The following is a 21,065-nucleotide window of genomic DNA, read 5'->3' on the forward strand; positions in this document are numbered from 1 at the left end:
TTTCATCATAAGGTGAGCGGCAGGGGGCTCGCTCTATAAACATCTTTACATGCTTCTGTTTTCTTTACGATCTCTTCGCAATAGGACCGATTCCCGATATTCTTGCGGTGTGCTGCCCGTCATTTTTCGGAAAAAGGCCGTGAAATACGACGGAGATTCGAAGCCGAGCCGCAGCGCAATTTCATTCACTTTCATCTGCGTTTCCTCCAGCATGTGCTGCGCGGCATCTGCTCTTGTCGCATTCATATAGTCAGACAGCGTCCGTCCTGTCAGCTGTTTATAGAACCGGGAGAGATACGAAGGGTTAAAATAAACCGCCTCCGCTATTCTCGCCAGCGACAGATCACGGCCTAAATGCTCGGCGATAAACCGGTGAATCCGTTCAATAATGAGATGCTCGCCTTTATTCTGCTGTTCCTTCTTCTGCGCACATAGCTTATGGACAAGCGCTAATAGCTGCTCCTCGGACGCGCCAAGGTCAAGTGTCCATGCTTCTTCATCCTGTTCTCCCGAGGGGCGAACCTGCGTCATTTGCGTAATAATAACGAGCACGAATTGATAATATCGTTCCATGCCAATAAGGGAATTCGAAGAGAGATTCACCTCAACATGGGCATAGAGCTCCGAAGTCAGCTTTGTAGCTGTCGCCTCATCACCGATTTCCAAGCTCCGCTGCAAGGCATCGAGCTGCTTGTTGAACATCCCCGTGGACAGCTCCGCTGATGGATGCGGCCGCTCTGCCTGAATGACTTCATCCATATCGCCCAGATGAATAATGGACATGGGCTGACCGAAGAGCGAGCATTTCTTCATCGACGACTTCAATCGTTCGAATTCCGCTGCCGCCCCGTCCCATTCCACCGCTGCGCGGCTGATCGCAAACGATACGTCCGCATTCAATGCGATGCGGCATTGATCTTGAACGGGCTCCAGCATCCCTTTTAGATACTCCGAGATATCTGCCCATTGCGTGAACCCCTCACCGTTCTTAAACATGCCCGCTTCTTCCGCAGGCTGAATAAACCATACGAGTAAAGAGGAGTCATGCACAACCGACTCCACATGAAAGTGGGATGGCAATTGCTGCTGCAGCACCTCTTGAATGGACAGGTGCAGATTTAATTTATCGGTGTAGGTGGGCACGTGATCATAACGATCCATCCTTCCGACGATCATCATCACATTGTCCGGCCTGCTCAATCTCATGGTCAGTCCTGCAAAATAAGGAGCCTGCCAGAGATCGAGTGCTTTCTCCCCGAGCAGCAGCGCTTCAAAAAACTGTTTCTTGAGATGGGGCTCTGCGACCGTTAACTGCTGCTTGGCCTGCTCAAGCGCTGCCTGCATTTGGTTCGCTTGATCCAGCTTGTCGATCGCAGCATGAACTGCGGCCACGATCGTTTCGATGCCTTCGGTTTTCAGAATGTAGTTGTCTATATTCTTCTGAATGGCGCTATACACATAGTCGAATTCGCTATATCCCGTTAACAGGATGATTCGGCAAGCCGGCCAGTAGAAGAGAATATCATCCGACAATTGCAAGCCGCTCTTCCCCGGCATCCGAATGTCGCTGATAACCAGATCGATCTTGGTTTTCTTCACAATGGCGAGTGCTTCAAGAGGCGAATACGCTTTACATACATCGAGCTCTAACGATTCCACATTCTGAAAATGCTGCACAAGGCCGTCAACGATAGCTGGTTCATCGTCTACAATGAGTAATCGATACATGGAATCTCTCAAACTCCCATCTCGTTAAAGTGAATGATAATGTCAGCCTTTAGCCCGCCGAGTGCGCTGCGAGACACAAAGATGCCGCTGCTCTGCCCGAATTTGAGCCGGATGCGCCGGCACACATTGAATAATCCTGTCTTCTCTTGTGTCGCAGAAACATCGTCAAGCCGTTCGCGAAGCAGTTGAAGCGCTTCGTCCGATAAGGCTTCACCGTCATCTTCGACGGAAATGCACAGCGTATTGTCCTCGTATCCCACTGTGACGGCGACATTCCCCCGTCTCATGCCATCCTCGAAGGCATGCTCAAAGGCATTCTCCACAACCGGCTGAATCAATAACCGTGGTACCAACAGAAACTTACATGCCTCAGGAAGTACAGCAGCTTCAATGTTTATACGATTCGAGAACCGAATTCCCTGAATGTCGCAATAATCCACCGCATGCCGATATTCTTGTTCCAGCGTGACCTCGTCACTGCCGCTGCGTGTAATAAATTGATAGTAGCTGCCGAGCCTTTGTGCCAGCGTCGCCGCATTCTCAGCATCACCGCTTCTGCTGATCATGTAGATATTGAAGAAGCTGTTGTATAGAAAATGGGGATTGATTTGGGATTGGAGCTGCTTTAATTCGGATTGCTGCAGGGCGATTTTCTGTTCATAATTTTCTTGAATGGAGCCTCTAAGCTTGTCTACCATACGGTCGAAGCTTCGGTAGAGATAACCGAATTCAATATCCCCTTGCGGACGAATGGATATATTCAAATTATCGGTTTCCAGTATTTTGAAGGCTTGAATCAATCGCTTAAGCGGCCGATGAATCATGACGTTGACCGAGAAGGAGAAGACAATCAGAACGCCTACGGAAACCGTGGATAAGATAATATACCAGAAATTGAACGTCCGAATCGGCCCGAGCACTTCGTTCTGATTGATATAAGTGAAAATCGTCATCCCGAACATCTCAATACCGCTGGATGTAATCAGATACTTGTGCTTGCCGAGCCTCAGCGTATCCGTACGGATGGGATCCGCCAACGTGGTATTGCTGTTGCCAGTACTAGTAACGTGCTTCTGAATTTGGCTGAAAATATCTTGGTCCATTTTCACGGCGATCGTGGTTGTAAAATCATCATTGGTCAGCGCAGCGCCGGAATCCTCATAGTTCTCAACAAATCGGCGCAGCGTCTCTTCAAGCTTCGGCTTCGAAATTTCCATATACGAAACAATTCTGCCGTTGTTGCTCGAAGCAATAAAGTACAGCCTGCCGCCTTTGCTGTAGAATGGTTGTGTCTGATCGGACTCTCGGTATGAAGCTATTGCCTCGTATTCCGCGTTAGGCAGATCCCTAATACCGGCCCTGACTGAAAAAGTCTTATCCAGCGACTTCACGTACACACCGCTGTTTACTAGAAATTCACTTGAGTTCTGAATCAATAACAGCCGCTCCCGCACGTGATTCACGAGCTGAAATTGTTCGTAGCCTTCTAATCTCTTACCAATGAAGCTCAGCTTCTGCAGATCAGAATCATTCATGAACTGAAGCTGCAAATTACGGATAAATGCAATTTGATCATTGAGCTGACGGGAATAGAACTTTACGTTGGAGTTAATCGAGTTCGTATATTCCTTCTTGATGAAGGATGCGCCTGTTGTATTCATACGCAGATTGATTAGGAGCAGGGGAACAATCAGTAAGATGAAAATAAGAATAACCTTCTGATACACATGCAGATTTGCCAATCTAAACTTCGTTTTCATAGGCGACCCATCCCCTCGACTTTCCCCTTCTGCTACTGGATCCTGTTGCCTTTTGTCACATTATCACTCATTTACAAAAATTTTGCACTGCAATTAAGTAAGCTGTATGGATGTAAAAAAAAGCCAGCATGAGAACCATAGGTTCTCAGCTGACTCTTTGTATATCGTAGTATACCTTGTATTATCGGGTATTCGCAGCAGCCCACGGCTGTGTTTCCGTTTGCACCGGCCTGCCTGTTTCGAGCGCTTCATTGATCTTAATACTCAAATAATGATCCTGCGACGCTTCTGCTAAGCTGTAGAAGCTTGGCCCGCCATTCGCATAATCAGCCATCTTCGCAAGTGAGGTTGCAATCGCGATTTCATCATCCGTCAAACGGCCCGGAGTGAACGGATTGCGATAGACCCACTCTTCACCGGCAAGGATGCCTTTGAAATAATAGCCTTCGAGATTCCCGTTCTCCCCTGCATTCTGTCTGCGAAGCTCCATCTCTATCGGTGTCAAATAATCCTTCAAGTAACGGATTTCCTTATTGTTGATTTCACCGGACTCTCCGCGCACCAGCAGACGCTGACTGCGAATCCATGAGAAGTATTGATCCCCTGTGAAATCATAGATTCCTAGTTTGCCATCAAAAGCGAGCGAAGCAATGACTTGGTCGGACTCAATAAGCTTGTGTTCCTTCGGATCGCCATCTCGGCCAGGTCCATTCACCAGCGGTGAACGAAACCGTGAAGCTTGGATGACTGCATTCTCGAACGTAATGCCAAGTAATTGGCGCAATAGGCTAATACCATGATATCCGTGCGCGGCCGATACCTGTGCTTGCGACACCGTTCCGAGCTTACCGGACTGCGCGATTGCAATGCGCGCTGCGTGAAGCGGCTGAAACAGATATTGCTCTGCAACTTGAATGCGGCTGTCGCCAAACTTCTCATTCAGACGAATAAGTGCTTCTACATCCGGTGCCGGCGGCGTCTCGGATAGAACCGGCATTCCTGCCTGTGCTAATTCTTCGATTACGCCCGGGTTCGCATCCCATGGTACCGACGACACGACAAACAGCGGGTCGGCCTGCTCCAGCATCGCGGCAGTGGTGCGGTACACAGGTACTTGCCAAATGGCGGCCAGCTTCTTGGCTTTCTCTTCATTTCGGACTACGACACCGCTTACTTCAAACTGTTCGGGCAGCTCCTTGGCAATGCGCAGATAAAACTCCGTACGCCAGCCGCCGCCAACAATTGCAAATCGAATTCGCCCCATCTATAATCCCTCCGTCGTCACTTCACTAGAGCTTCCTGCCGTCTCGGCCTCCGCCTGTCCCACTGTATGCAATTCCCGGATTCCAATCCGGTTCAACCGGTGCTTCGAATGCATCTACGGGGAACGTAACCTTGCAGCGATGTCTGCTGGATATGTACGCACCTTCCACAATTTCAAGCGCCAGTAAGGAGCTCTCCGGGATCGAATAATCCGTCTCCCCGGTCTCGATTCTACGAGCCATATTCTCAAGATGTGCCTGATGCCCCGTAACGGCCAGCTCTTCGGGAATAATAAGCTCGCCCTTCGGAAACTCGGCGTTCAGAATGTGATAGCCGTTCTCCCAGCCCCAGAATTCAATCTGTCCCGCAGTTCCTATTAGGCGGAATAATGTATCTTTTCCCTCGGTGTTAATCCGCACATGGTCCCCGGTATTCATGACTACCCGAACACCGCTCTGCGTTTGCCCATACGTGACCGCAGTTGTCTCCACCTGCATCCCGTCACGATAAGTACGCGTGCTCGATTCGCAAATGCCCATGACAAAGTCCATCGGTTCATTCCCCGTCAATTGCACGAAGAAATGCAGCCAGTGGATACCGGCATTGATGATATCCCAATTCGTATTTTGAATTTCTACGAGCTTGAGCTCTCCAATCTCTCCGCGTTTCACTCGCTCTATGATTTCCAAAGGTGTCTTCTTCGCCAGCAGACCATGCGGCACAGCCATTGGCAAATCACGCTTCTTAATTTCGTCCAAAATCCGCCGACCGGATGCCACCGTATGTCCAAGGGGCTTCTCCACGAGAATCCCCTTAAGCGGAAGTTTGAGCGCATCCAACGCCACTTCCTCATGAGAAGGCGGGAAGGTGCTTACACATACGACATCTGTGGGACAGTCGTTAAACATCTCGTTATGATCCAAATAAGTGCGGATGCCGGGAAATTGTTTTTGCAGTTTCTCACATACTTCCGGCCGAAGATCTGCGATTGCTACTAACTCGTAATGCTCTGAATTCTGTAAGGCATTCATGCTGAGCTGCCCGCCGGCTCCCCCGCCGACGACTGATGCAGTCATTTTCTTCATGAAGCTCCTCCTCATTTATCCAAGCATAATTTCACACAAACCGTTCCGCTTCAGCTCAATTGGAACCCCTTTCAATTTACCATACTGAATCTCCTAATAAATAGTACTTCTCACATTCAGCTCAAGAAATATGCGGATATCACCCAAGCGCAAATACCCACGACCGCGATGGCTGCCCATATAAGACCGTAAATCCTCCGGAACGAAAGATTCGCTTTAGCAATTCGCAGCAAAATCTCGTTCACGATAATCAGGACGATTCCGATAAGCGAATATCCTCCCCAAATGGAAAGCAGCTTAATAGCTGACTCGTTGGTATCGTTGAATAGAAAAGCGATGGCGAGCAACAGCAGCGCGCCGAGTGTTGCGAGCGTTAATAACGCACGAGTAAAGTATGCCAGCAGCTTCATTTGTACCTCCACAATAAATCGTATTTATCCATAATTTTGAATGCCTCTTTGCCATCCTCCTATGTATCTGACGAATGTACAAGCACGATGGTTGCGCTAAACTTGTTGGAAACTGACCGATACGATTGCGCTCCTAGCTGACCTGGATCGGCCTAAACGGACCGTTTATAAATATCTTTTCAAATTATTGAGAATGACCGTGTAGGCGCTTGGCCATAAATGAATGCCTTCTACGGAGAATTCCGGCTTCAAGTTTCCGTTCTCGTCTGCTAAGCCTTCGTTCACGTTAATAAAAGAAACTCCATGCTGCTTGGCTAATGTTTCGATTGCTTCGTTCGCCTCTAGAAGGTTGGCGTTTGTTCGGGTGGCAAAGATCGATTTCTTCTCGGTGATATCAAGTCCGAAGTCCGCTTGCGCATTGATGGGATAGTAGGCCATCACGAATACTTCGCACAGCGGCAATCGTGCTTTAATCTGATCTAAAATGTTATTGTAGTTCACAAGCAAGGTGTCTTTGCTGTACCCTTCCGTCCCAGCGCCTCCGATATCATTCGAGCCGATATTAATAAAGAGCTTGCTTGGCTCTAAATCAAAAATGCAGTCATCCATCGATTGCAGCAGGTCCGCGGTCGTCGTACCGCCAATTCCACGATTATAGATGATGCGATCAAGACCAAGATTCCATGTCAGCTGCAACTCGTAAATCGGGAATCCTTCCATCAGAGAAGATCCTACGAATAAGATTTGCCCTTTATGGGCGTGCTGGTTCAGCAGGCGGTATTCACTCTGCTTTTGGTTCATAACGATCACTCCTGCTATAGATAATTTGTGGCTTAAGCCACCTTAATAGTGGATCATCAACCCGAGGAAATCTCGAACTTCGTGTCTGCGTCTCCGACGAAAACAATCGTTCCTCCTGCAGGCAGCGCGATCTGATCTTTGGCACCGATGACACTGAAGTAGATGCACGTTCCCTTCGCATCATAAATGGCGATAGACGAGTGCGAATCCATGTTTACCTTAATGCTCTTGCCTCCGTCTTGCTCGCTTATCGTGTACCACTGGGCGTATCCGTTTGATGGAATCATAACGATTGACTTCTTACCGGCATTGACGGTGAAGGGCTTCACTGCGTCTTCGCTCACGAAGATTCTTCCACCTTGCTCCAAATATTCTATGTCGCCTTGCATGAAGAACATTGCATCTGAGAGATCCCGACCGCTCATACCCGGAATTTGCAATTCGGAGACCGCCGTATTCGGACCCGTTATTCGTTTATCCAACACGTATCCCGCCAATTGCTTGGACACATTCAATTGGCTCGGTGGAACAACCAAATAAAGGACTGACGTATACTTTTCGTTCAACAGATAATACTTTTTGCCGTCGCGCTTATTCCATGCTTCCTTTGTCTCTCTCGGGAGATCTTGGGGCTGGAGTTTCTCTGCGGAATATATAGACAAAGCTGTCTGCCCAAGATTCGGCAACGAAACGTATTGACGAAGCCAAAAGTAGGTACGGCCGTTCTCCTCCGTCACGAAGCTAATCATCGTATTCCCATCCGAACTTCGGAACTTGCCGTCCGTCGAATACATGTAGGTCTGGGCCGGGTTATCTGGCGTCTGTTCCGAAGTGATGGACATAGCGCCGTCTTTGGTAATCTCGATGTTAATCGTTCCAATGTACGAGCCATAAATTCCCGAATACTTTAGTACGGACTCCGGCATATCGGCTTGTACAGGCACGCCGTACGTCTTCTCAGCCTTGAATTCGGCAATTGTCCCTTTCTCCTTCAGCGCCTGAAGCAGCATTTCGCTCGCCAGAAGTTCGTCATATGTGCTGTTCCCGCCGGAAGTGACAACAGCTGCCGCCATGTCCTGCTCGGGAAGCACGACGAGTGAGGCGTGATAGAATTGTGTGTCTCCGCCTTTGGTCAGCGCCTTCATCCCGTATTCGCCGAACGGATACAGATTGACGCTGTCCCAGCCAAGACCATATTCGAATGCAGTATCCGCATCGTCGGGCCATAACGGCGTCTTATACTCGTCTTGCGCCATGGCCGCAATCGATTTACCAGATAAGACTTCTTCCGCTTCCCCCATGAAAATCTGCGAGAATCGGGCCATATCTTCCGCCGTGGAATAGATGCCCCCCGTTCCAATCAGGTTGACCGTCTCGTTGGGAAGCTGTCCGGCATAGGTCGGATAGTAGAGCCCCGCCATCTTCGCAGCGTTCGACGGGTCGAGCGGCGTCTCCGTATTGGTCATACCCAAAGGCTGCGTAATATAGCGATGAATATAAGAGGTAAAGTCCATGCCGCTCACACGCTCGACCAGAATCTCGGCCAGCGTAAATCCGTCATTGCAGTAAACGGAGTAAGCGCCAGGGTCCGCCTTCAACCTCTGTCCGGACAGTTGCTTCAGCAGTGTATCGTAGGCGTACGTATCGTTATCTTCGAATAGAAAGGCGTCCGTAAACGACGTTCCGTTCAGTCCGGAAGAATGATTCAGCAGCATGCGCGGTGTAATCTGCTTGTAGCGTTCATCCTTCATCATAAACGCAGGAATATACTGGACGATCGGCGTATCAAGATCGATTTTCCCTTGGTCGACCAACTGCATGACGGCAACCGCAGTAAACATTTTACTCGTCGAGCCGATGCCGTACATCGTGTCTTTCGTAAGCGGCTTCTGTCCCTGCTCATCATTTTTGCCGGTTTGGCCGGATACGACGATATGTCCATGATCGATGATGGCGTACTGCACGCTGTTCGTGCCGTAAGTTGTCGTGAGGAGATTGGCCTTCTCCTCGGCATCTTTCCGGGTTACTTCATACGTAGTAACAGCACTTGGCTTGCTTTCTTCGGATGTAAGCTGGGCCACTGTTATATTTTGCGTCTCTGCAGGTGCTTGATTGTCGTCACAGGAGGTTAGCAGCAGACACCAAGATAGCACAGCTCCCGCTATCCATCGCTTTTTCATCAGATGAATCCTCCTTCCGGAGATTCTATAGTTATATAAAATATACAAACATGAGAGTGGGGATCGTCAGATAGGCTATCGTCGCGACGGCAAGCATCTTTCCGATCGGATTGGCCATATTAATCGTCCAGCCGAAACCGTAAATGTTCGGAACGATCCACGCCGGGTCATCAGGGTTCACGTAAATGCTGCCAAGCCACTTCCAGTGCCTTTCCTCCAGCGACGGAACATCCCTTATCTGATCAAGACCTTTGATTCGCAAGTAAAGCATGACACCGAGCAGCGCCAAGGAGAGCGCAGCACAGAGCGAGATGCCGGAGCGGAAGAGCAGATCTCCCTTCCAACCGTACACCATTATGGCTTGCACCACTCCTAGAAATACAACCATGAGGAGCGAAGCGCCCCAAGCCAGAATCGCATGAATGTTCTTGAGCTTCAATTGTTTTTGCAGCGAACCTTCACGGTCCTCGGGATCCAGCGATGTCCTTGCGCGACTAATCATCAGATGATAGCCGACGAAAAAAACGATATCCAGCGCTTGCAAAACGTTTAACAAGAACACGGTCTGCACGGATTTATTTGGGTAATAAATGCCGAGTTGCAACCATTGCGGAATCTCATCCCACCTCGCAATGGCAAAGAAAATGCATAGCGCCATCAATACAATATGTGCCGAATACCACCAAGAGCTCAGCATCGAGCCATGCGTCCGTCCGACTGCGAGGCTTGCTGCGCGCTTCGTCGGCACGACAACTTGCCAACCTCTGGCTGTCTTTAAACGCTGCGCGGACATCCGGCTAATCCAAATAGCAACGGCCGACGCAATGATTAAAAGCAAGATGGCCGTTATCCAACACAGAAGACTCCGCGCCGGTTGATGATTCACCCATAAGAAGCAAGCTCCTCCGATGACGACCGCCAAACCGCCGGTGAGCAAAACGTAATTCCGGCGAATGCCTCGGACGGTCGCATCCTGCAAAGCCTCGGACGGCAGAGCGATGCCGAACAGCAGGGTCCGTAAGCCGATATAGACCTGTAAGATGAGCATCAGCGCAAGAATCAAATAACTGCCAGACATCATGATCATCACTTCTTGTGTCAAGGCTGTTCCCCTCCGCGATTCGTAATAATATCCCGGTAAACCAACTTGCTCTGCTCCGCGAATGTTTCCTCCGTCATGCCGCGTACCGCAGCTACCGCCGCAAGTGACCGCAGCTGTTGCTTCAGCTTCTCCTCGAACGCCTCCGTCACGCCGGGCATCCCGTCGGGCTGAACGATAACACCTTTCTTCCGGTGTACTTGAAGAAAGCCCTCCTGCTTGAGCAGATTATAGGATTTGTTGACGGTATGAAGATTGATCCCTAAATCCTCCGCCAAGCTCCGAACCGACGGCAGCGAATCTCCCGGTTTCAAGGCACCTGAGGCGATCCCCTCGACGATTTGGTCAACCAGTTGTGCGTAAATCGGCGTTTCCGATTGCAGATCAAGCTCTATGAACATGAATATCTCTCCTTATGGCAACTGCGCTTCACGTGAATAGTGACATCGCGAACAATCAATTGAAGCACGATTTCCTTGAAGATCCCTACGGAGTACCCCCATCACCTGCTTCGTTTACTTATCTGTTATATTACATATATAACACATATAAAAATGACAAGCAAGAATCCGTTACTACAACAAACGAAAAAGGAGCTGCACCGTGGCCAGCCCCTCTACTATCTTCGCCTCTATCCTTCGCAGGTGCCGTTATCAGCCAGCTGAATGAGGTAGTTCATTGTTTTCCCAATGGCATCAGCGGATTGAAATTCTTTGGACAAACGCGAAACGTTTTCTTTGTAGTGTGGTTTGTTCAGCACGTCCCTTACTGCATGCAGGATCTGTTCTTTGTTCGGCTGGCCGGTCTTCAAGTTAACCCCCACGCCTGCCCAATGCACGCGCGCACATACCTCTGGTTTATCCTCGGTTTTCCCGGCAGTGACGAGAGGTACGCCATAATTAATCGCCATCTGTACACCGCCGTATCCGCCATTCGTGACAATTGCATCTACATAAGGCAGAAGCTCATGATGCGGAATAAAGCTTTCTAGCCGCACATTGCTCGGTAACGGGATATTCAGCCTATCCGTTGGTTTGCCGCCGGTAGTTGCTACGACCAGCACATCTTCCTCGGCTAATGCTTGAATTGTAGGAATAAGCAGCTGATGGAAATTTTCGTTAGCGATCGTACCTTGCGTCACATGGACAACCGTACGATGCTTTAATTCTTCCCACCATGAAGGAGGGGTGAATTCGCCTTGCCTAGCCGGTAAGAATGGTCCGACAAACTTCACGTTAGTAGGAATATCACTACGTGGGTATTCAAAAGAAGCGGTTGTCCCCTGAAGGAACAGGTCGCTCATCATTGCCGGCGCATTCATTAAAAAATGCGGCAGCTTGGGAACGCTTAGGCTGTACATTAACTTATCGACATGCTTCTGTACGTCACCAAAGACAAACTTCTCAACTAGACCGCGCAACAGATGATTGCGAATTCTCCCCAATGCGGTTGCATTTGGCGAAAGCCCTAACCCATAAGGCGCAACGTCGCGACTGCTCAGCGTTAAGGGTAGAATTCCGTATACAGCTGTTTTCGGAGCCTTGCCAGCCAGTTGCATCGGGAGCATCCCCGTGAATGCTGAATCCGTGATTACGACATCGGCAGGGAAGTCGTTCAGAATTCCTGATAAATCCTCGTTGTACCCAATCATTTCATCGGTGAAAATATGCTTTAAATCAAACTTGAGTTGATTGATTCCGGAGAAATTAGCTCTTCCGGGAAACCAGTCTTCCAATTGGCTATCATCGTAATCCTTCGCCGCCTGCACCTTAGTAAAGCGGGCGCCGGTCATTTCAATTTTTTGCTGGTATTTCGAGGTACTGTACCACATCACCTCATGACCCAGTTCGACTAATTGACGTGCGATCGGCAATCCGGGACTGATGTGACCATGAATAGGCACAACTGCAAATAAAAATTTAGCCATGATTTCTCTTCTCCAATTCTAGCTACATGCTTATTGATGGAACAATTATTCGAATTAATGGATTTTAATAATAAGATTTTGTATTTATGATCATTTGTTCGCGGTGAAGAACGTCCTTAAAAGCTTTAATAAGAGGCTCTCGGAGTACTCCAGTTCGAATGCGGAATCGAAGTGATCTTCGATCGCTCGTTATTTTTTGATTTATATTCTCCTATCTATTCAAATTATTGATAATTATTTTGAATAATTAGTGTAATATTAAATTTCACATACAACAAATCACAAAATAATGAGTTGAATATAAAATAAATTATATGTTTTATAGAAATCACTTCATAAATTTCCAAATGCAAAAAGGCGATCAGTTTTTCGCCGACCGCCTTCAAAGGCATTATCTCTGTGTAGTTCTTCGAACTATAACATTTCTAGTTTGCAAAAAGATGAATCGTCAATTCTTCCTTAAATCCCACTGAGGGATAAACGCTCATTGCCATCGGAGTAGCGATAATGACCACTTCTTTGACAGCTTGATGTTGTAGATCCCGCAATACATGAGCAAGAGCCGTTCTTGCATAGCCTCTTCTACGATAAGCAGCTGGTGTTGCGACATTATAGATTCCCACAACCCCATCCGCCTCGAACGTCGTAACGGTAGTTACCGGTTCACCTTCCATATAGGCTACATAGTGTTGGAAAGACTTGTCCTGAGCAGGCCCATCAACAAATATTTTACAAAAAATCTCCGCCATGGTACCAGGGATATCAAAACCGGCTAAAGCTATTGTTCTGTAGAATTCAAGTTCCGCCTCTGATCGAACGGGCCGGACTTCAAATCCATCAATAAATAGATCGGAGGTCCAATCATCCAATGATAATCCGAAACCTGTCATCTCTTCTATGGATTGAAACTTGTTAACCTGCAAAGCATTGTCAACGAGTTCATCAGGTTCATGGGAATAAGTCAACCAAATGAGCTTCATTCCTTTTGCGGCATAAGCCTCTTCAATTTCTTTAACTTCGTCAATAGGGTCTTTGGTTTCTGAGCGTTTATAGGTTAATACACTGTTAATTGGACCTAACGCAATATTGGACTCGCAACGCTGAATGCGGTCTTCTTGAACGAATGTAAACACCCCGCTGCTTTTGCTCAACTGCTCATAAGCCTTCACATAATTATCCACGATCGATTCTTTCCTGTTACTAGCCATCAATCAGCATTCTCCTTGGAGTTAAATATAGCGATATTCTCGAAAAGCGGCGGCTTGACCATGATTCACACCACTTTCGTCGATCAGATTCCACACCGTTGCCTGCTGGACATAGAATCTTCTGCCCGTGCTGGAAATCCGAATTCCCGTATAATTATCGACGAATCCATGCTCACCAACATTTGTAAATAAGCGATCCCGCTCCTCCCTATCCGCTTGCTCTGTCGTCCATCTTGACGGCGTGCCCATGAAAGCATTCCAATCCATTTCCCACAGTTCCTGTGCGGCGAGATTGCTATAATTCAGAATCGGATCCGCTTCCGGCCCATGAGTCAGTACGACGAGCGGGGCATGGTATAGCTGATTGAATTCATCGCCTGGCATCGCCTTCTCGTCTAAGAGCATTTTCCCTGTCAGACGCTCGTAACTATCTATGATTAATCGGGCATACTCATTTGTCGCTCCAATTCCAATCAGTTCTTTACTGTTTTTACTAGTATTCTTATGATGTTTACTTAAACATTTAATAAATTCATTGATGGCCAGAACATGCTTGTGCTTGGATTTAATTCCGATCAATAAATCGTTATGAATGGTCATATGATCAAATACTAACTTCCACCTAGGCTTTGTTGTCTTGTGATCCTTCAGCATATGAACCGGAAGCAGGCTTATCCCCACACCTTCTTCAATCGCTTTTAATATTAACGGCATGCTCGGGATGACATGAGTTGGATTGATTAGCGGTCCTTTTTTGAATATTTCTTTCCAATATTTTCTGATAATAGGGAGTTCAAGACCATAGCTAATCCATCGTTGCTCCGAAAGCCAGCTCTCCATATCCTTCAAATGCGTACAATCCGGCACAACGGTTTCATAAGGGGCAACAACGACAAAGCTCTCCTCCATAAGCCGCACGTACTCAATGCCAGGCGTTACAAATTTACTTGGCGTTAATATGATATCCACACGATCTTCTTTTAGAAGCTCCAATAGTTGTTCGGTATCACCGAAATAGGAAACGATATTCCATTCCATTTGGGACAAAGAAGCCATAACGATCTCGCCAAACAACTCAGGTGTCGTACCGATTCTAATCGTGTTCCTTAATGGAGACAAATTATGTTTTAATTCCATCGTTCTCTCGTCTAATGCCTCAATATGAGGTGCAACATGAGCATAAAGCTGCTTACCGCGTTCAGTTGGAACTAATTTTCGCGAAGTTCGAAAGAACAGTTGTTCACCGACTCTGGCTTCAAGCGAGGCGAGGTGCTGGCTCATCGCCGGCTGCGTCATAATCCGGGTCCTCGCGGCCTCTGAAACCGAACTGTGTTTATAAATGGCAATAAAACTTCTGTACCATTCAAAATCAACCATAACTTCTCCTTCCCTATCACACAATACCTTCAATTGTAAGTTTCTCTCACATACCAAACAAATTAATAAATAATGCTGCATGAATAAAATAATTTATAGCTTTTATTTATGCCTTATCGTAATTGCCATAATGTATCATGATATGGCTATTGTTTGTACTATCGTTATGTTAGGCGGGGTATAACAAATGGTTATGAGGAGAAGTTATCGGATGAAATAGCCCGTTTGTTGAGTGGGGGTCAACCTATTCGTTCATAATTAATTCCGCCTTGCTCGCCACGATCTGCGCGACCGCTTGTGCCGTCTTCTGTCCGCTGAAGAACGCCTCGGATTCGGACATGATCACATTGTCGAGGTCAGAAGGCGTCCTAACCCAGTTTGTAGCGTTCACGAGCTTGCTCTTCAGTTGCTTCAACATCTCTGCCTCGACTGCGACGGCAGTTCCTGAGTCCGTCTGAAGCGTGCCGGCAGCCATCAGGGGCAACTCGTCCAGTTCGACCAAATCAGGGCCTTTACCAGCGAGCATCGTGGTATTGGTTACGGTCACGAACTTATCCCTGTACGCCAGCACTTCGCCCAGATCCTTCCCGGACGCCGGCGTAGCCAAGAGGTTGATGTCGACGCTCGGATGCAGCTGCTCGTACTGCTGCACGATCGTTTTCAACTGATTACTCAGAAGATAAGTGACGAATGTCAGCTTGACTGGTTCGGATGCTGCGCCAATCGAGTATGCTTCGTTATCTGATTACATAGTTCGGGCGAATGTACTGCCGCTTAAACCCTGCCCGCTGGTAGTTGCAATAAGACTTATTCTGATTCTCTTGTCCTTCGGACGGTTGTCCGGTTTCCGCAGTGAATCCAATAACACCTGCATCAATCCCATCCGTTATCCGTCGTTTAATGATGGCGTTCTGGGCTCCTCTGCCGCGATATTCGGATACTGTTGCATCAATCCCAAACCAAGCCCAATTATTATCGATAAACATAGCTCCGCAAGCCACTGGAATTTGACCATCGTATGCCACGTAAACGTTCCATTTGGGTCGTCCAACCAATGCCGAGAACCACGGGATAACAGACGCAGGCAGACCGAAACCTGCCTGCACGCTATAACCGAAATCTTCAGCGTGACGCGGCATCATCAGCTTGACTTCAATTGAAGATGGCTTGGGATGACTTTCCGCAGGCCATGCATCCCGGTAGAATTTGGCCAGACCGTTCCCGGTACGATTGAATCCATTTGCTTGAACTTGTTCTTCAAAGGTAACAGGACGCGCAGCCGGTGCAATTTGCAAGGCGTATGACGGAGCCGCGTGTTCATTCATCCATGCAATCGCCAGTTCCAATTCTGCTTGGGTTGCAGGATTATCGATGCCTAATCCCAGAACCCGGTTGAATTCATAAATTGGCGTCCCCGGATCCGAGAGGGCAACGCTAGTACCCAAACGCGTACTGGAGTTCTTGGAATGTCGGACATATTCGTCTGGCGCTGCGGCAAATAAATCAAACCATGCCTCTCGTTCAACTTTTTCAATTGCGATATGAACATGATGATCAAGAGCAGTATTCATTCTGGTATTCTCTCCTTTTATCTATCTCTATCATTGCTTAACTGTTCCTCTTATCGCTTGGCTTGCAGGTAGAGAGTAATTACTACTGCCGCCACGCTATCAAAGATCATCAGATCTGTATATTTAATGTAAGGTTTTATTCCATGCACAACAAATAATAAAATAAGCGGGAACTCATAAAATAATTTATCAAAGCCAGCCCCATCAGATAAAACCGACAAGCCACAATAAAAAGGCACAAGCCTGGTACAATACCGAGCTCATGCCAAAACATATCGATTTTGCTCCATCCTAGCCTCCAAATTTTAACTTTGTAATGTAATTGTAATATTCCCTTCATATTCCTTTCATATTAAGCCCTTATAATAAACACATGACCCCCCTTTATTATATATTTTCTCTTGTGCCTGCGGATATGCCGCAGGCCTTTTTGTTTTTTTAAGAGAGTTTCCGCTGAGAATAGTAGAAATTGATGGAACCGAGTAATTATTTTGTAAGAATTAAATCCGCTTTATGTTGGAGCCAACTTAAGTGAGCTTCCCAGACAGGTGTATATACACTCCACCAGTATTTGTTATAATCAGATGGAATCGCTATTCCTACTTAAGCAGGTGCACAACATGAATTTATATTTAGATGTACGCACGATTATTATTGCGCTTGGAATTGGTTATTTATTAGCGTTATTACTTGCTAGCGCCTATTGGCTGGATCGTACGAATTTAGCATCGATCAAAAATTACCTGTTGGCGAAATGTTTGCAAATTATGGCTTGGTTTAGTATGGCGCTTCGAGGAGACAGCGTACCGGAATTTGTAACCATTAGTTTGGCGAACTCTATTCTATTAGTAGGGACTGCCATTGAAATCGTAACCCTCCTGAATCTTCATAAACCAATTGGGCTCAAGACCAACAAAAGATTAACGACCTTTACTATATGCAGTATTATTGGCTTTCAATTGATCCTGCTTCTGCATAACAAGGAATATATACGCATTGCCTATATCTCTTGGGTCATAGCGGTATTGTTAATTCCTTCCTATCGGCTGCTGGAGCGAGGATCAACTGTGCTTATGAGAGTTACCGGCAGTCTATATATGATTGCAATTGTGATTTTTCTGGCAAGAGGAATAATTGCTTTACAATCCGTGAAATCGGCTAGCTTCTTCGTTCCGGGCATCTTTCAATTGATTTCGATATTGGGGATATTCCTGCTTACGGTTCTGGGGAGTACTTCTTTTGTATTGCTATTGAAGGAGAAAGCCAATCAGGAATTAGTCCAGTTAGCGAGCTATGATGATTTGACGGGTACACTGAACCGCAGAACGTTTACAATCCAAGCGAAGCTGGCTCTTGCTCAGTATGCGAAGAAGGAGAAACCTGTTTCCTATCTGCTATTCGACATTGATTGGTTCAAAACCATTAATGATACCTATGGTCACCACGTAGGCGATCTGGTTTTGCAAAACTTGGCATCACGGGTCAAGCGGCAATTAGGCAGCGAGGATTTGTTCGTCCGGTATGGGGGCGATGAGTTTGGGCTAATGCTCCCGGGAACGAATGAAGCCGAATCCACTGAACTAGCCGAACGAATTAAACAATCACTAAACGACTCGCTCAGCGAGAGTCAGCTGGTACCTTATACGATTAGCATAGGCGTGCTCACCGTAGTGCCGAATAAGCACACGCAGCTGGAGACGTTATACGCAACTTGCGACAAAGCGCTTTACACAGCAAAAAGTAATGGGAGAGATGGTGTGTTTCGCAGCCAATCCGAGCAGCTTCATGAAGCGATTGCTTCGTTTTGACGCACGTAATCGAATTGTAATATTCCCTTCATACTTCTTTCATACTCTCCTCATCTTTTCTTCATAATCGCTCTATATAATAAGTGACATGACCCCCCTTTTAAAATATATGTTTCTCTAGTGCCTGCGGAGATGCCGCAGGCCTCTTTTTTTGCCCTCGGCCTCCGTTCAGACCCATAACCGCCTTCGCGAGAAAGGCGGTTCATGCGCTCATATGATTTTCTGAAGTTCAATTTCGTCATGCAGGGGAATGCCGTAAAATCCTTCAAGCGGGATTGCCGGCTTCCGCTTCCTAGCCTCATCAACTGCGTTTGGGTGAAAGGCTATTATTCGGTACCCAAGCCTCTGATAAAACCGTAATGCATCTACATTATCATTGGTTGTAATGAGCCAAATGTGTTTAAGACCAGCCTGCTTTGCGATTTGTTCCACAACAGCTATCAATTCACTTCCAATCCCGTTGCCTTTGATGACCGCATTAATGCTCGTCAATTCGCAGTCATCATCTGCAAGTTGATAAGTAGCTGCTCCGACTCTTTCACCATCCATCCAAGCAATGACCGCTTCCACATTCTGGAGATGATGTTCCTTTCCTTTGCTGATTACCGTTTCGCCACCAAACTCGTTTACCCAAAGCTCTTTCAGCCATTCCTGATCCTCGTTGGTTGAAGGAGCGAGCACTTGGATAATACTCCTATTATTTCCCATTTAAATCACCCCTTTTAGTTTATCACCGGCCAGGAGAGAAATTGACTGGGTGATAAAAAAAAAGCGCGGCAGGCTGCCACGCTTACATTCTCATGCTACCGGTCGTTTACAGCGCTTTAGCTGCATCAGCAAACTGACGCGCACGCTCCGTCAGCAGGTCAAACCGCCCGCTGCGCACCCAATCCAAATTCACAAGCTTGCTGCCCATGCCTACTGCACATGCACCGGCTTTGAAGTAATCTGCGATGTTGTCCAGATCGACGCCGCCCGTTGCGAGCATCGGGATTTTGTCCAGCGGTGCGCGGATTTCGGATAAGTATTTCCAGCCGAGTGTACCCATCGGGAAGATCTTTACCGCTTCGGCACCGGCTTTCCATGCACGAACAATTTCTGTAGGTGTCATAACGCCGGGCCATACCGGCACACCGTTTGCATACCCATATTCCACCACTGACTCATCCAAGTTTGGAGAAATCAGAAACTGGGAGCCAGCTGCTACGGCTTCCTTCGCCATATCCAGATCAAGAACGGTTCCTGCGCCGATTCCGGCTTGATCGCCGTATTTATCGCGCCAACGGTTAATCATCCCGGCAGCACCTTCGGTATTCATCGTAATTTCCATCAGGGTAATGCCGCCGCTAATCAGCGCTTCGGCCGCCTGGTCTGCATATTGATCCTCGATATAACGAAAAATAGCTACAACCTTCTCTTGCTGCAATCGTTCCAGCATTTGACTCACGTTTAAGCATCCTCCTCATCACTATGGACAATCCTATAGATCATTGTAGAACGAGACCTTTACGAAAATCAATCCAAACCATTCCAATAATCGCGTAAAATACGCAAAAACACGTTCGGGAACGCAAGCTCCTTCATCTGCTCAGGACCGATCCAGCGATAGTTGGCGAGCGCTTTTCCTTCGGGCAGCCCGTATGATGGAGCAGTTTCTGCGGCAAGATGTTCAGTTACATTTGCTGTGGCAGCCTTCGCGTCAGCCTCAGCTTGCTGCTGCCAGAATCCGAATTCCGCGCGGAATACCTGCACGTCCCACACGATGTGGCTGAACACATGCTCCGTTTCGCCCCACCAGCTTGTCGGCCTGACAAGCAGGCCTTCCTCCGCCGATAACACGCGGCTCAGATAGTCGGCTTGGGCCGCGTGGCGGTCCATCAAGCTGCCTGCACCGGCGGTCGGTGCTGGAACCTCGGCGATGGAAGCCGCTGCGGTTTCGAGCTCCGCCGCAGCTGCGGCTGCGGCAGCTTTGCCTCGGCCCTTGCGCTTCGCGGCACCGCCGCTATCCCCGGGCAGCGCAAGCACATGCGGCAGCTCCCACATCTGGGCGAGCAAGCCGCTCTCCGGCCGCTGCCGCACGAGCAGCTTGCCTTCATGCGCGCCGCTGCCTGTAAGAATGGCAGCAAGCCGCGTTTCCGGCCGCGGCGGCTTCGCCTTGGTCTTAATCGGCAGGATATGCTCTTTCCCTGCCATCCTGCCTTCGCAGTGCATCATCACCGGGCAAGTCAGACAGCCCGGTGACTTCGGTGTGCACACAAGCGCTCCCAGTTCCATGAGCGCTTGGTTGAAGTCACCCGCTGAGCCTTCGGGAATCAGCGATGCCGCCAGCTTCTCGATGCCGATCCGCGTAGACGGCTTCGCAATGTCTTCTTCCAGGCAGAAATAGCGAGACAGCACGCGCATGACATTGCCGTCCACTGCCGGCTCCGGTCGATTGAACGCGATGCTCATAATCGCACCTGTCGTATACGGCCCAACTCCGCGCAGCGCAGCTACCGCTTCTTTATTATCCGGCACGACGCCCCCATAGAGGCTAAGCACCTCACGTGCCCCAGCCTGCAAATTCCGAGCCCTCGAATAATAACCGAGCCCTTCCCAACTTTTCAACACCTCAGGCTCCGGTGCTTCTGCAAGCGCGGCTGCTGTCGGGAACTTCTCCATAAACCGTTCATAATACGGAATGACCGTATCCACTCGCGTTTGCTGCAGCATAATCTCCGAAACCCATACCCGGTAAGGATCGCGATTCATTCGCCACGGCAACACACGTTTATTTGCTAAATACCACTTCAGAAGTTCAATACTGAAATAGCGTGAAGCCTCCGACACCATGTTTGTTTCATCCTCT

18 protein-coding genes are annotated in these 21,065 nt (G+C 48.1%); 1 reads left to right on the forward strand and 17 read right to left on the reverse strand.

The genetic code is table 11. From position 1 onward, the window contains the following. Window positions 1-45: 45 nt before the first annotated feature. The 14 genes from AC0YNS_RS17485 to AC0YNS_RS17550 all read right to left on the reverse strand — a co-directional run bounded on the left by AC0YNS_RS17485 (window position 46) and on the right by AC0YNS_RS17550 (window position 16,409). The gene (locus tag AC0YNS_RS17485) at window positions 46-1,728 is read right to left on the reverse strand and encodes a response regulator transcription factor (RefSeq protein ID WP_475782244.1); all 1,683 of its coding nucleotides are present in this window, start codon (window positions 1,726-1,728) and stop codon (window positions 46-48) included. Window positions 1,729-1,736: 8 nt separating this feature from the next. After that, complete coding sequence (locus AC0YNS_RS17490; RefSeq protein ID WP_475782245.1) at window positions 1,737-3,488, reverse strand: sensor histidine kinase; 1,752 nt, start codon at window positions 3,486-3,488, stop codon at window positions 1,737-1,739. A 181-nt stretch (window positions 3,489-3,669) separates the two neighbouring features. Then, the gene (locus AC0YNS_RS17495; protein WP_475782246.1) at window positions 3,670-4,752 is read right to left on the reverse strand and encodes a Gfo/Idh/MocA family protein; all 1,083 of its coding nucleotides are present in this window, start codon (window positions 4,750-4,752) and stop codon (window positions 3,670-3,672) included. 25 nt (window positions 4,753-4,777) lie between these two features. After that, entirely contained in the window at window positions 4,778-5,836 is a 1,059-nt protein-coding gene (locus AC0YNS_RS17500) for a Gfo/Idh/MocA family protein (RefSeq protein ID WP_475782247.1), read from the reverse strand. A gap of 116 nt (window positions 5,837-5,952) precedes the next feature. Further along, window positions 5,953-6,246, reverse strand: coding sequence for a hypothetical protein (locus AC0YNS_RS17505; protein WP_475782248.1), 294 nt, complete (start codon window positions 6,244-6,246; stop codon window positions 5,953-5,955). A 165-nt stretch (window positions 6,247-6,411) separates the two neighbouring features. Then, complete coding sequence (locus AC0YNS_RS17510; RefSeq protein WP_475782249.1) at window positions 6,412-7,047, reverse strand: GDSL-type esterase/lipase family protein; 636 nt, start codon at window positions 7,045-7,047, stop codon at window positions 6,412-6,414. A 56-nt stretch (window positions 7,048-7,103) separates the two neighbouring features. After that, window positions 7,104-9,227, reverse strand: a complete 2,124-nt coding sequence (locus tag AC0YNS_RS17515) for a serine hydrolase domain-containing protein (protein ID WP_475782250.1) — start codon at window positions 9,225-9,227, stop codon at window positions 7,104-7,106. Between the two features lie 31 nt (window positions 9,228-9,258). Next, window positions 9,259-10,329 carry a DUF5808 domain-containing protein gene (locus AC0YNS_RS17520; protein WP_475782251.1) on the reverse strand — a complete coding sequence of 357 codons (1,071 nt, stop codon included), beginning with the start codon at window positions 10,327-10,329 and terminating at the stop codon, window positions 9,259-9,261. Then, a complete protein-coding gene (locus AC0YNS_RS17525) occupies window positions 10,326-10,727 on the reverse strand; it encodes a GntR family transcriptional regulator (RefSeq protein WP_475782252.1) in 402 nt (133 codons plus the stop codon). The genes AC0YNS_RS17520 and AC0YNS_RS17525 overlap by 4 nt, the downstream gene beginning before the upstream one ends. A gap of 230 nt (window positions 10,728-10,957) precedes the next feature. Next, the gene (locus tag AC0YNS_RS17530; RefSeq protein WP_475782253.1) at window positions 10,958-12,253 is read right to left on the reverse strand and encodes a glycosyltransferase; all 1,296 of its coding nucleotides are present in this window, start codon (window positions 12,251-12,253) and stop codon (window positions 10,958-10,960) included. Between the two features lie 425 nt (window positions 12,254-12,678). Beyond that, complete coding sequence (locus AC0YNS_RS17535; protein ID WP_475782254.1) at window positions 12,679-13,461, reverse strand: GNAT family N-acetyltransferase; 783 nt, start codon at window positions 13,459-13,461, stop codon at window positions 12,679-12,681. Window positions 13,462-13,482: 21 nt separating this feature from the next. Next, window positions 13,483-14,919: an MEKHLA domain-containing protein gene (locus AC0YNS_RS17540; RefSeq protein ID WP_475782255.1), complete on the reverse strand. Its 1,437-nt coding sequence runs from the start codon at window positions 14,917-14,919 to the stop codon at window positions 13,483-13,485. A 163-nt stretch (window positions 14,920-15,082) separates the two neighbouring features. Further along, window positions 15,083-15,502 (reverse strand): hypothetical protein, encoded by a 420-nt coding sequence (locus AC0YNS_RS17545; RefSeq protein ID WP_475782256.1) that lies wholly within the window; start codon window positions 15,500-15,502, stop codon window positions 15,083-15,085. 73 nt (window positions 15,503-15,575) lie between these two features. Further along, a complete protein-coding gene (locus AC0YNS_RS17550; RefSeq protein ID WP_475782257.1) occupies window positions 15,576-16,409 on the reverse strand; it encodes a hypothetical protein in 834 nt (277 codons plus the stop codon). A 620-nt stretch (window positions 16,410-17,029) separates the two neighbouring features. On the opposite strand from AC0YNS_RS17550, the gene AC0YNS_RS17555 reads away from it, so the two are divergent. Further along, window positions 17,030-18,217, forward strand: coding sequence for a GGDEF domain-containing protein (locus AC0YNS_RS17555; protein ID WP_475782258.1), 1,188 nt, complete (start codon window positions 17,030-17,032; stop codon window positions 18,215-18,217). Window positions 18,218-18,427: 210 nt separating this feature from the next. Here AC0YNS_RS17555 and AC0YNS_RS17560 read toward each other — a convergent pair whose 3' ends face one another. The 3 genes from AC0YNS_RS17560 to mutY all read right to left on the reverse strand — a co-directional run bounded on the left by AC0YNS_RS17560 (window position 18,428) and on the right by mutY (window position 21,049). Beyond that, complete coding sequence (locus AC0YNS_RS17560) at window positions 18,428-18,925, reverse strand: GNAT family N-acetyltransferase (RefSeq protein WP_475782259.1); 498 nt, start codon at window positions 18,923-18,925, stop codon at window positions 18,428-18,430. Window positions 18,926-19,031: 106 nt separating this feature from the next. Next, window positions 19,032-19,664, reverse strand: a complete 633-nt coding sequence (locus AC0YNS_RS17565; RefSeq protein ID WP_475782260.1) for a bifunctional 4-hydroxy-2-oxoglutarate aldolase/2-dehydro-3-deoxy-phosphogluconate aldolase — start codon at window positions 19,662-19,664, stop codon at window positions 19,032-19,034. A 68-nt stretch (window positions 19,665-19,732) separates the two neighbouring features. Further along, complete coding sequence (mutY, locus tag AC0YNS_RS17570) at window positions 19,733-21,049, reverse strand: A/G-specific adenine glycosylase (RefSeq protein WP_475782261.1); 1,317 nt, start codon at window positions 21,047-21,049, stop codon at window positions 19,733-19,735. Window positions 21,050-21,065: the final 16 nt, after the last annotated feature.

The sequence above is a fragment of the Paenibacillus sp. J22FR21 genome, from assembly GCF_056269135.1.

Bases quoted from the DNA above. Each gene is read 5' to 3' on its own strand.
- AC0YNS_RS17485 (WP_475782244.1), bottom strand. From the start codon at position 1,728: ATGTATCGATTACTCATTGTAGACGATGAACCAGCTATCGTTGACGGC.
- AC0YNS_RS17490 (WP_475782245.1), bottom strand. From the start codon at position 3,488: ATGAAAACGAAGTTTAGATTGGCAAATCTGCATGTGTATCAGAAGGTT.
- AC0YNS_RS17495 (WP_475782246.1), bottom strand. From the start codon at position 4,752: ATGGGGCGAATTCGATTTGCAATTGTTGGCGGCGGCTGGCGTACGGAG.
- AC0YNS_RS17500 (WP_475782247.1), bottom strand. From the start codon at position 5,836: ATGAAGAAAATGACTGCATCAGTCGTCGGCGGGGGAGCCGGCGGGCAG.
- AC0YNS_RS17505 (WP_475782248.1), bottom strand. From the start codon at position 6,246: ATGAAGCTGCTGGCATACTTTACTCGTGCGTTATTAACGCTCGCAACA.
- AC0YNS_RS17510 (WP_475782249.1), bottom strand. From the start codon at position 7,047: ATGAACCAAAAGCAGAGTGAATACCGCCTGCTGAACCAGCACGCCCAT.
- AC0YNS_RS17515 (WP_475782250.1), bottom strand. From the start codon at position 9,227: ATGAAAAAGCGATGGATAGCGGGAGCTGTGCTATCTTGGTGTCTGCTG.
- AC0YNS_RS17525 (WP_475782252.1), bottom strand. From the start codon at position 10,727: ATGTTCATAGAGCTTGATCTGCAATCGGAAACGCCGATTTACGCACAA.
- AC0YNS_RS17530 (WP_475782253.1), bottom strand. From the start codon at position 12,253: ATGGCTAAATTTTTATTTGCAGTTGTGCCTATTCATGGTCACATCAGT.
- AC0YNS_RS17535 (WP_475782254.1), bottom strand. From the start codon at position 13,461: ATGGCTAGTAACAGGAAAGAATCGATCGTGGATAATTATGTGAAGGCT.
- AC0YNS_RS17540 (WP_475782255.1), bottom strand. From the start codon at position 14,919: ATGCAGCATTATTTATTAATTTGTTTGGTATGTGAGAGAAACTTACAA.
- AC0YNS_RS17550 (WP_475782257.1), bottom strand. From the start codon at position 16,409: ATGAATACTGCTCTTGATCATCATGTTCATATCGCAATTGAAAAAGTT.
- AC0YNS_RS17555 (WP_475782258.1), top strand. From the start codon at position 17,030: ATGAATTTATATTTAGATGTACGCACGATTATTATTGCGCTTGGAATT.
- AC0YNS_RS17560 (WP_475782259.1), bottom strand. From the start codon at position 18,925: ATGGGAAATAATAGGAGTATTATCCAAGTGCTCGCTCCTTCAACCAAC.
- mutY (WP_475782261.1), bottom strand. From the start codon at position 21,049: ATGGTGTCGGAGGCTTCACGCTATTTCAGTATTGAACTTCTGAAGTGG.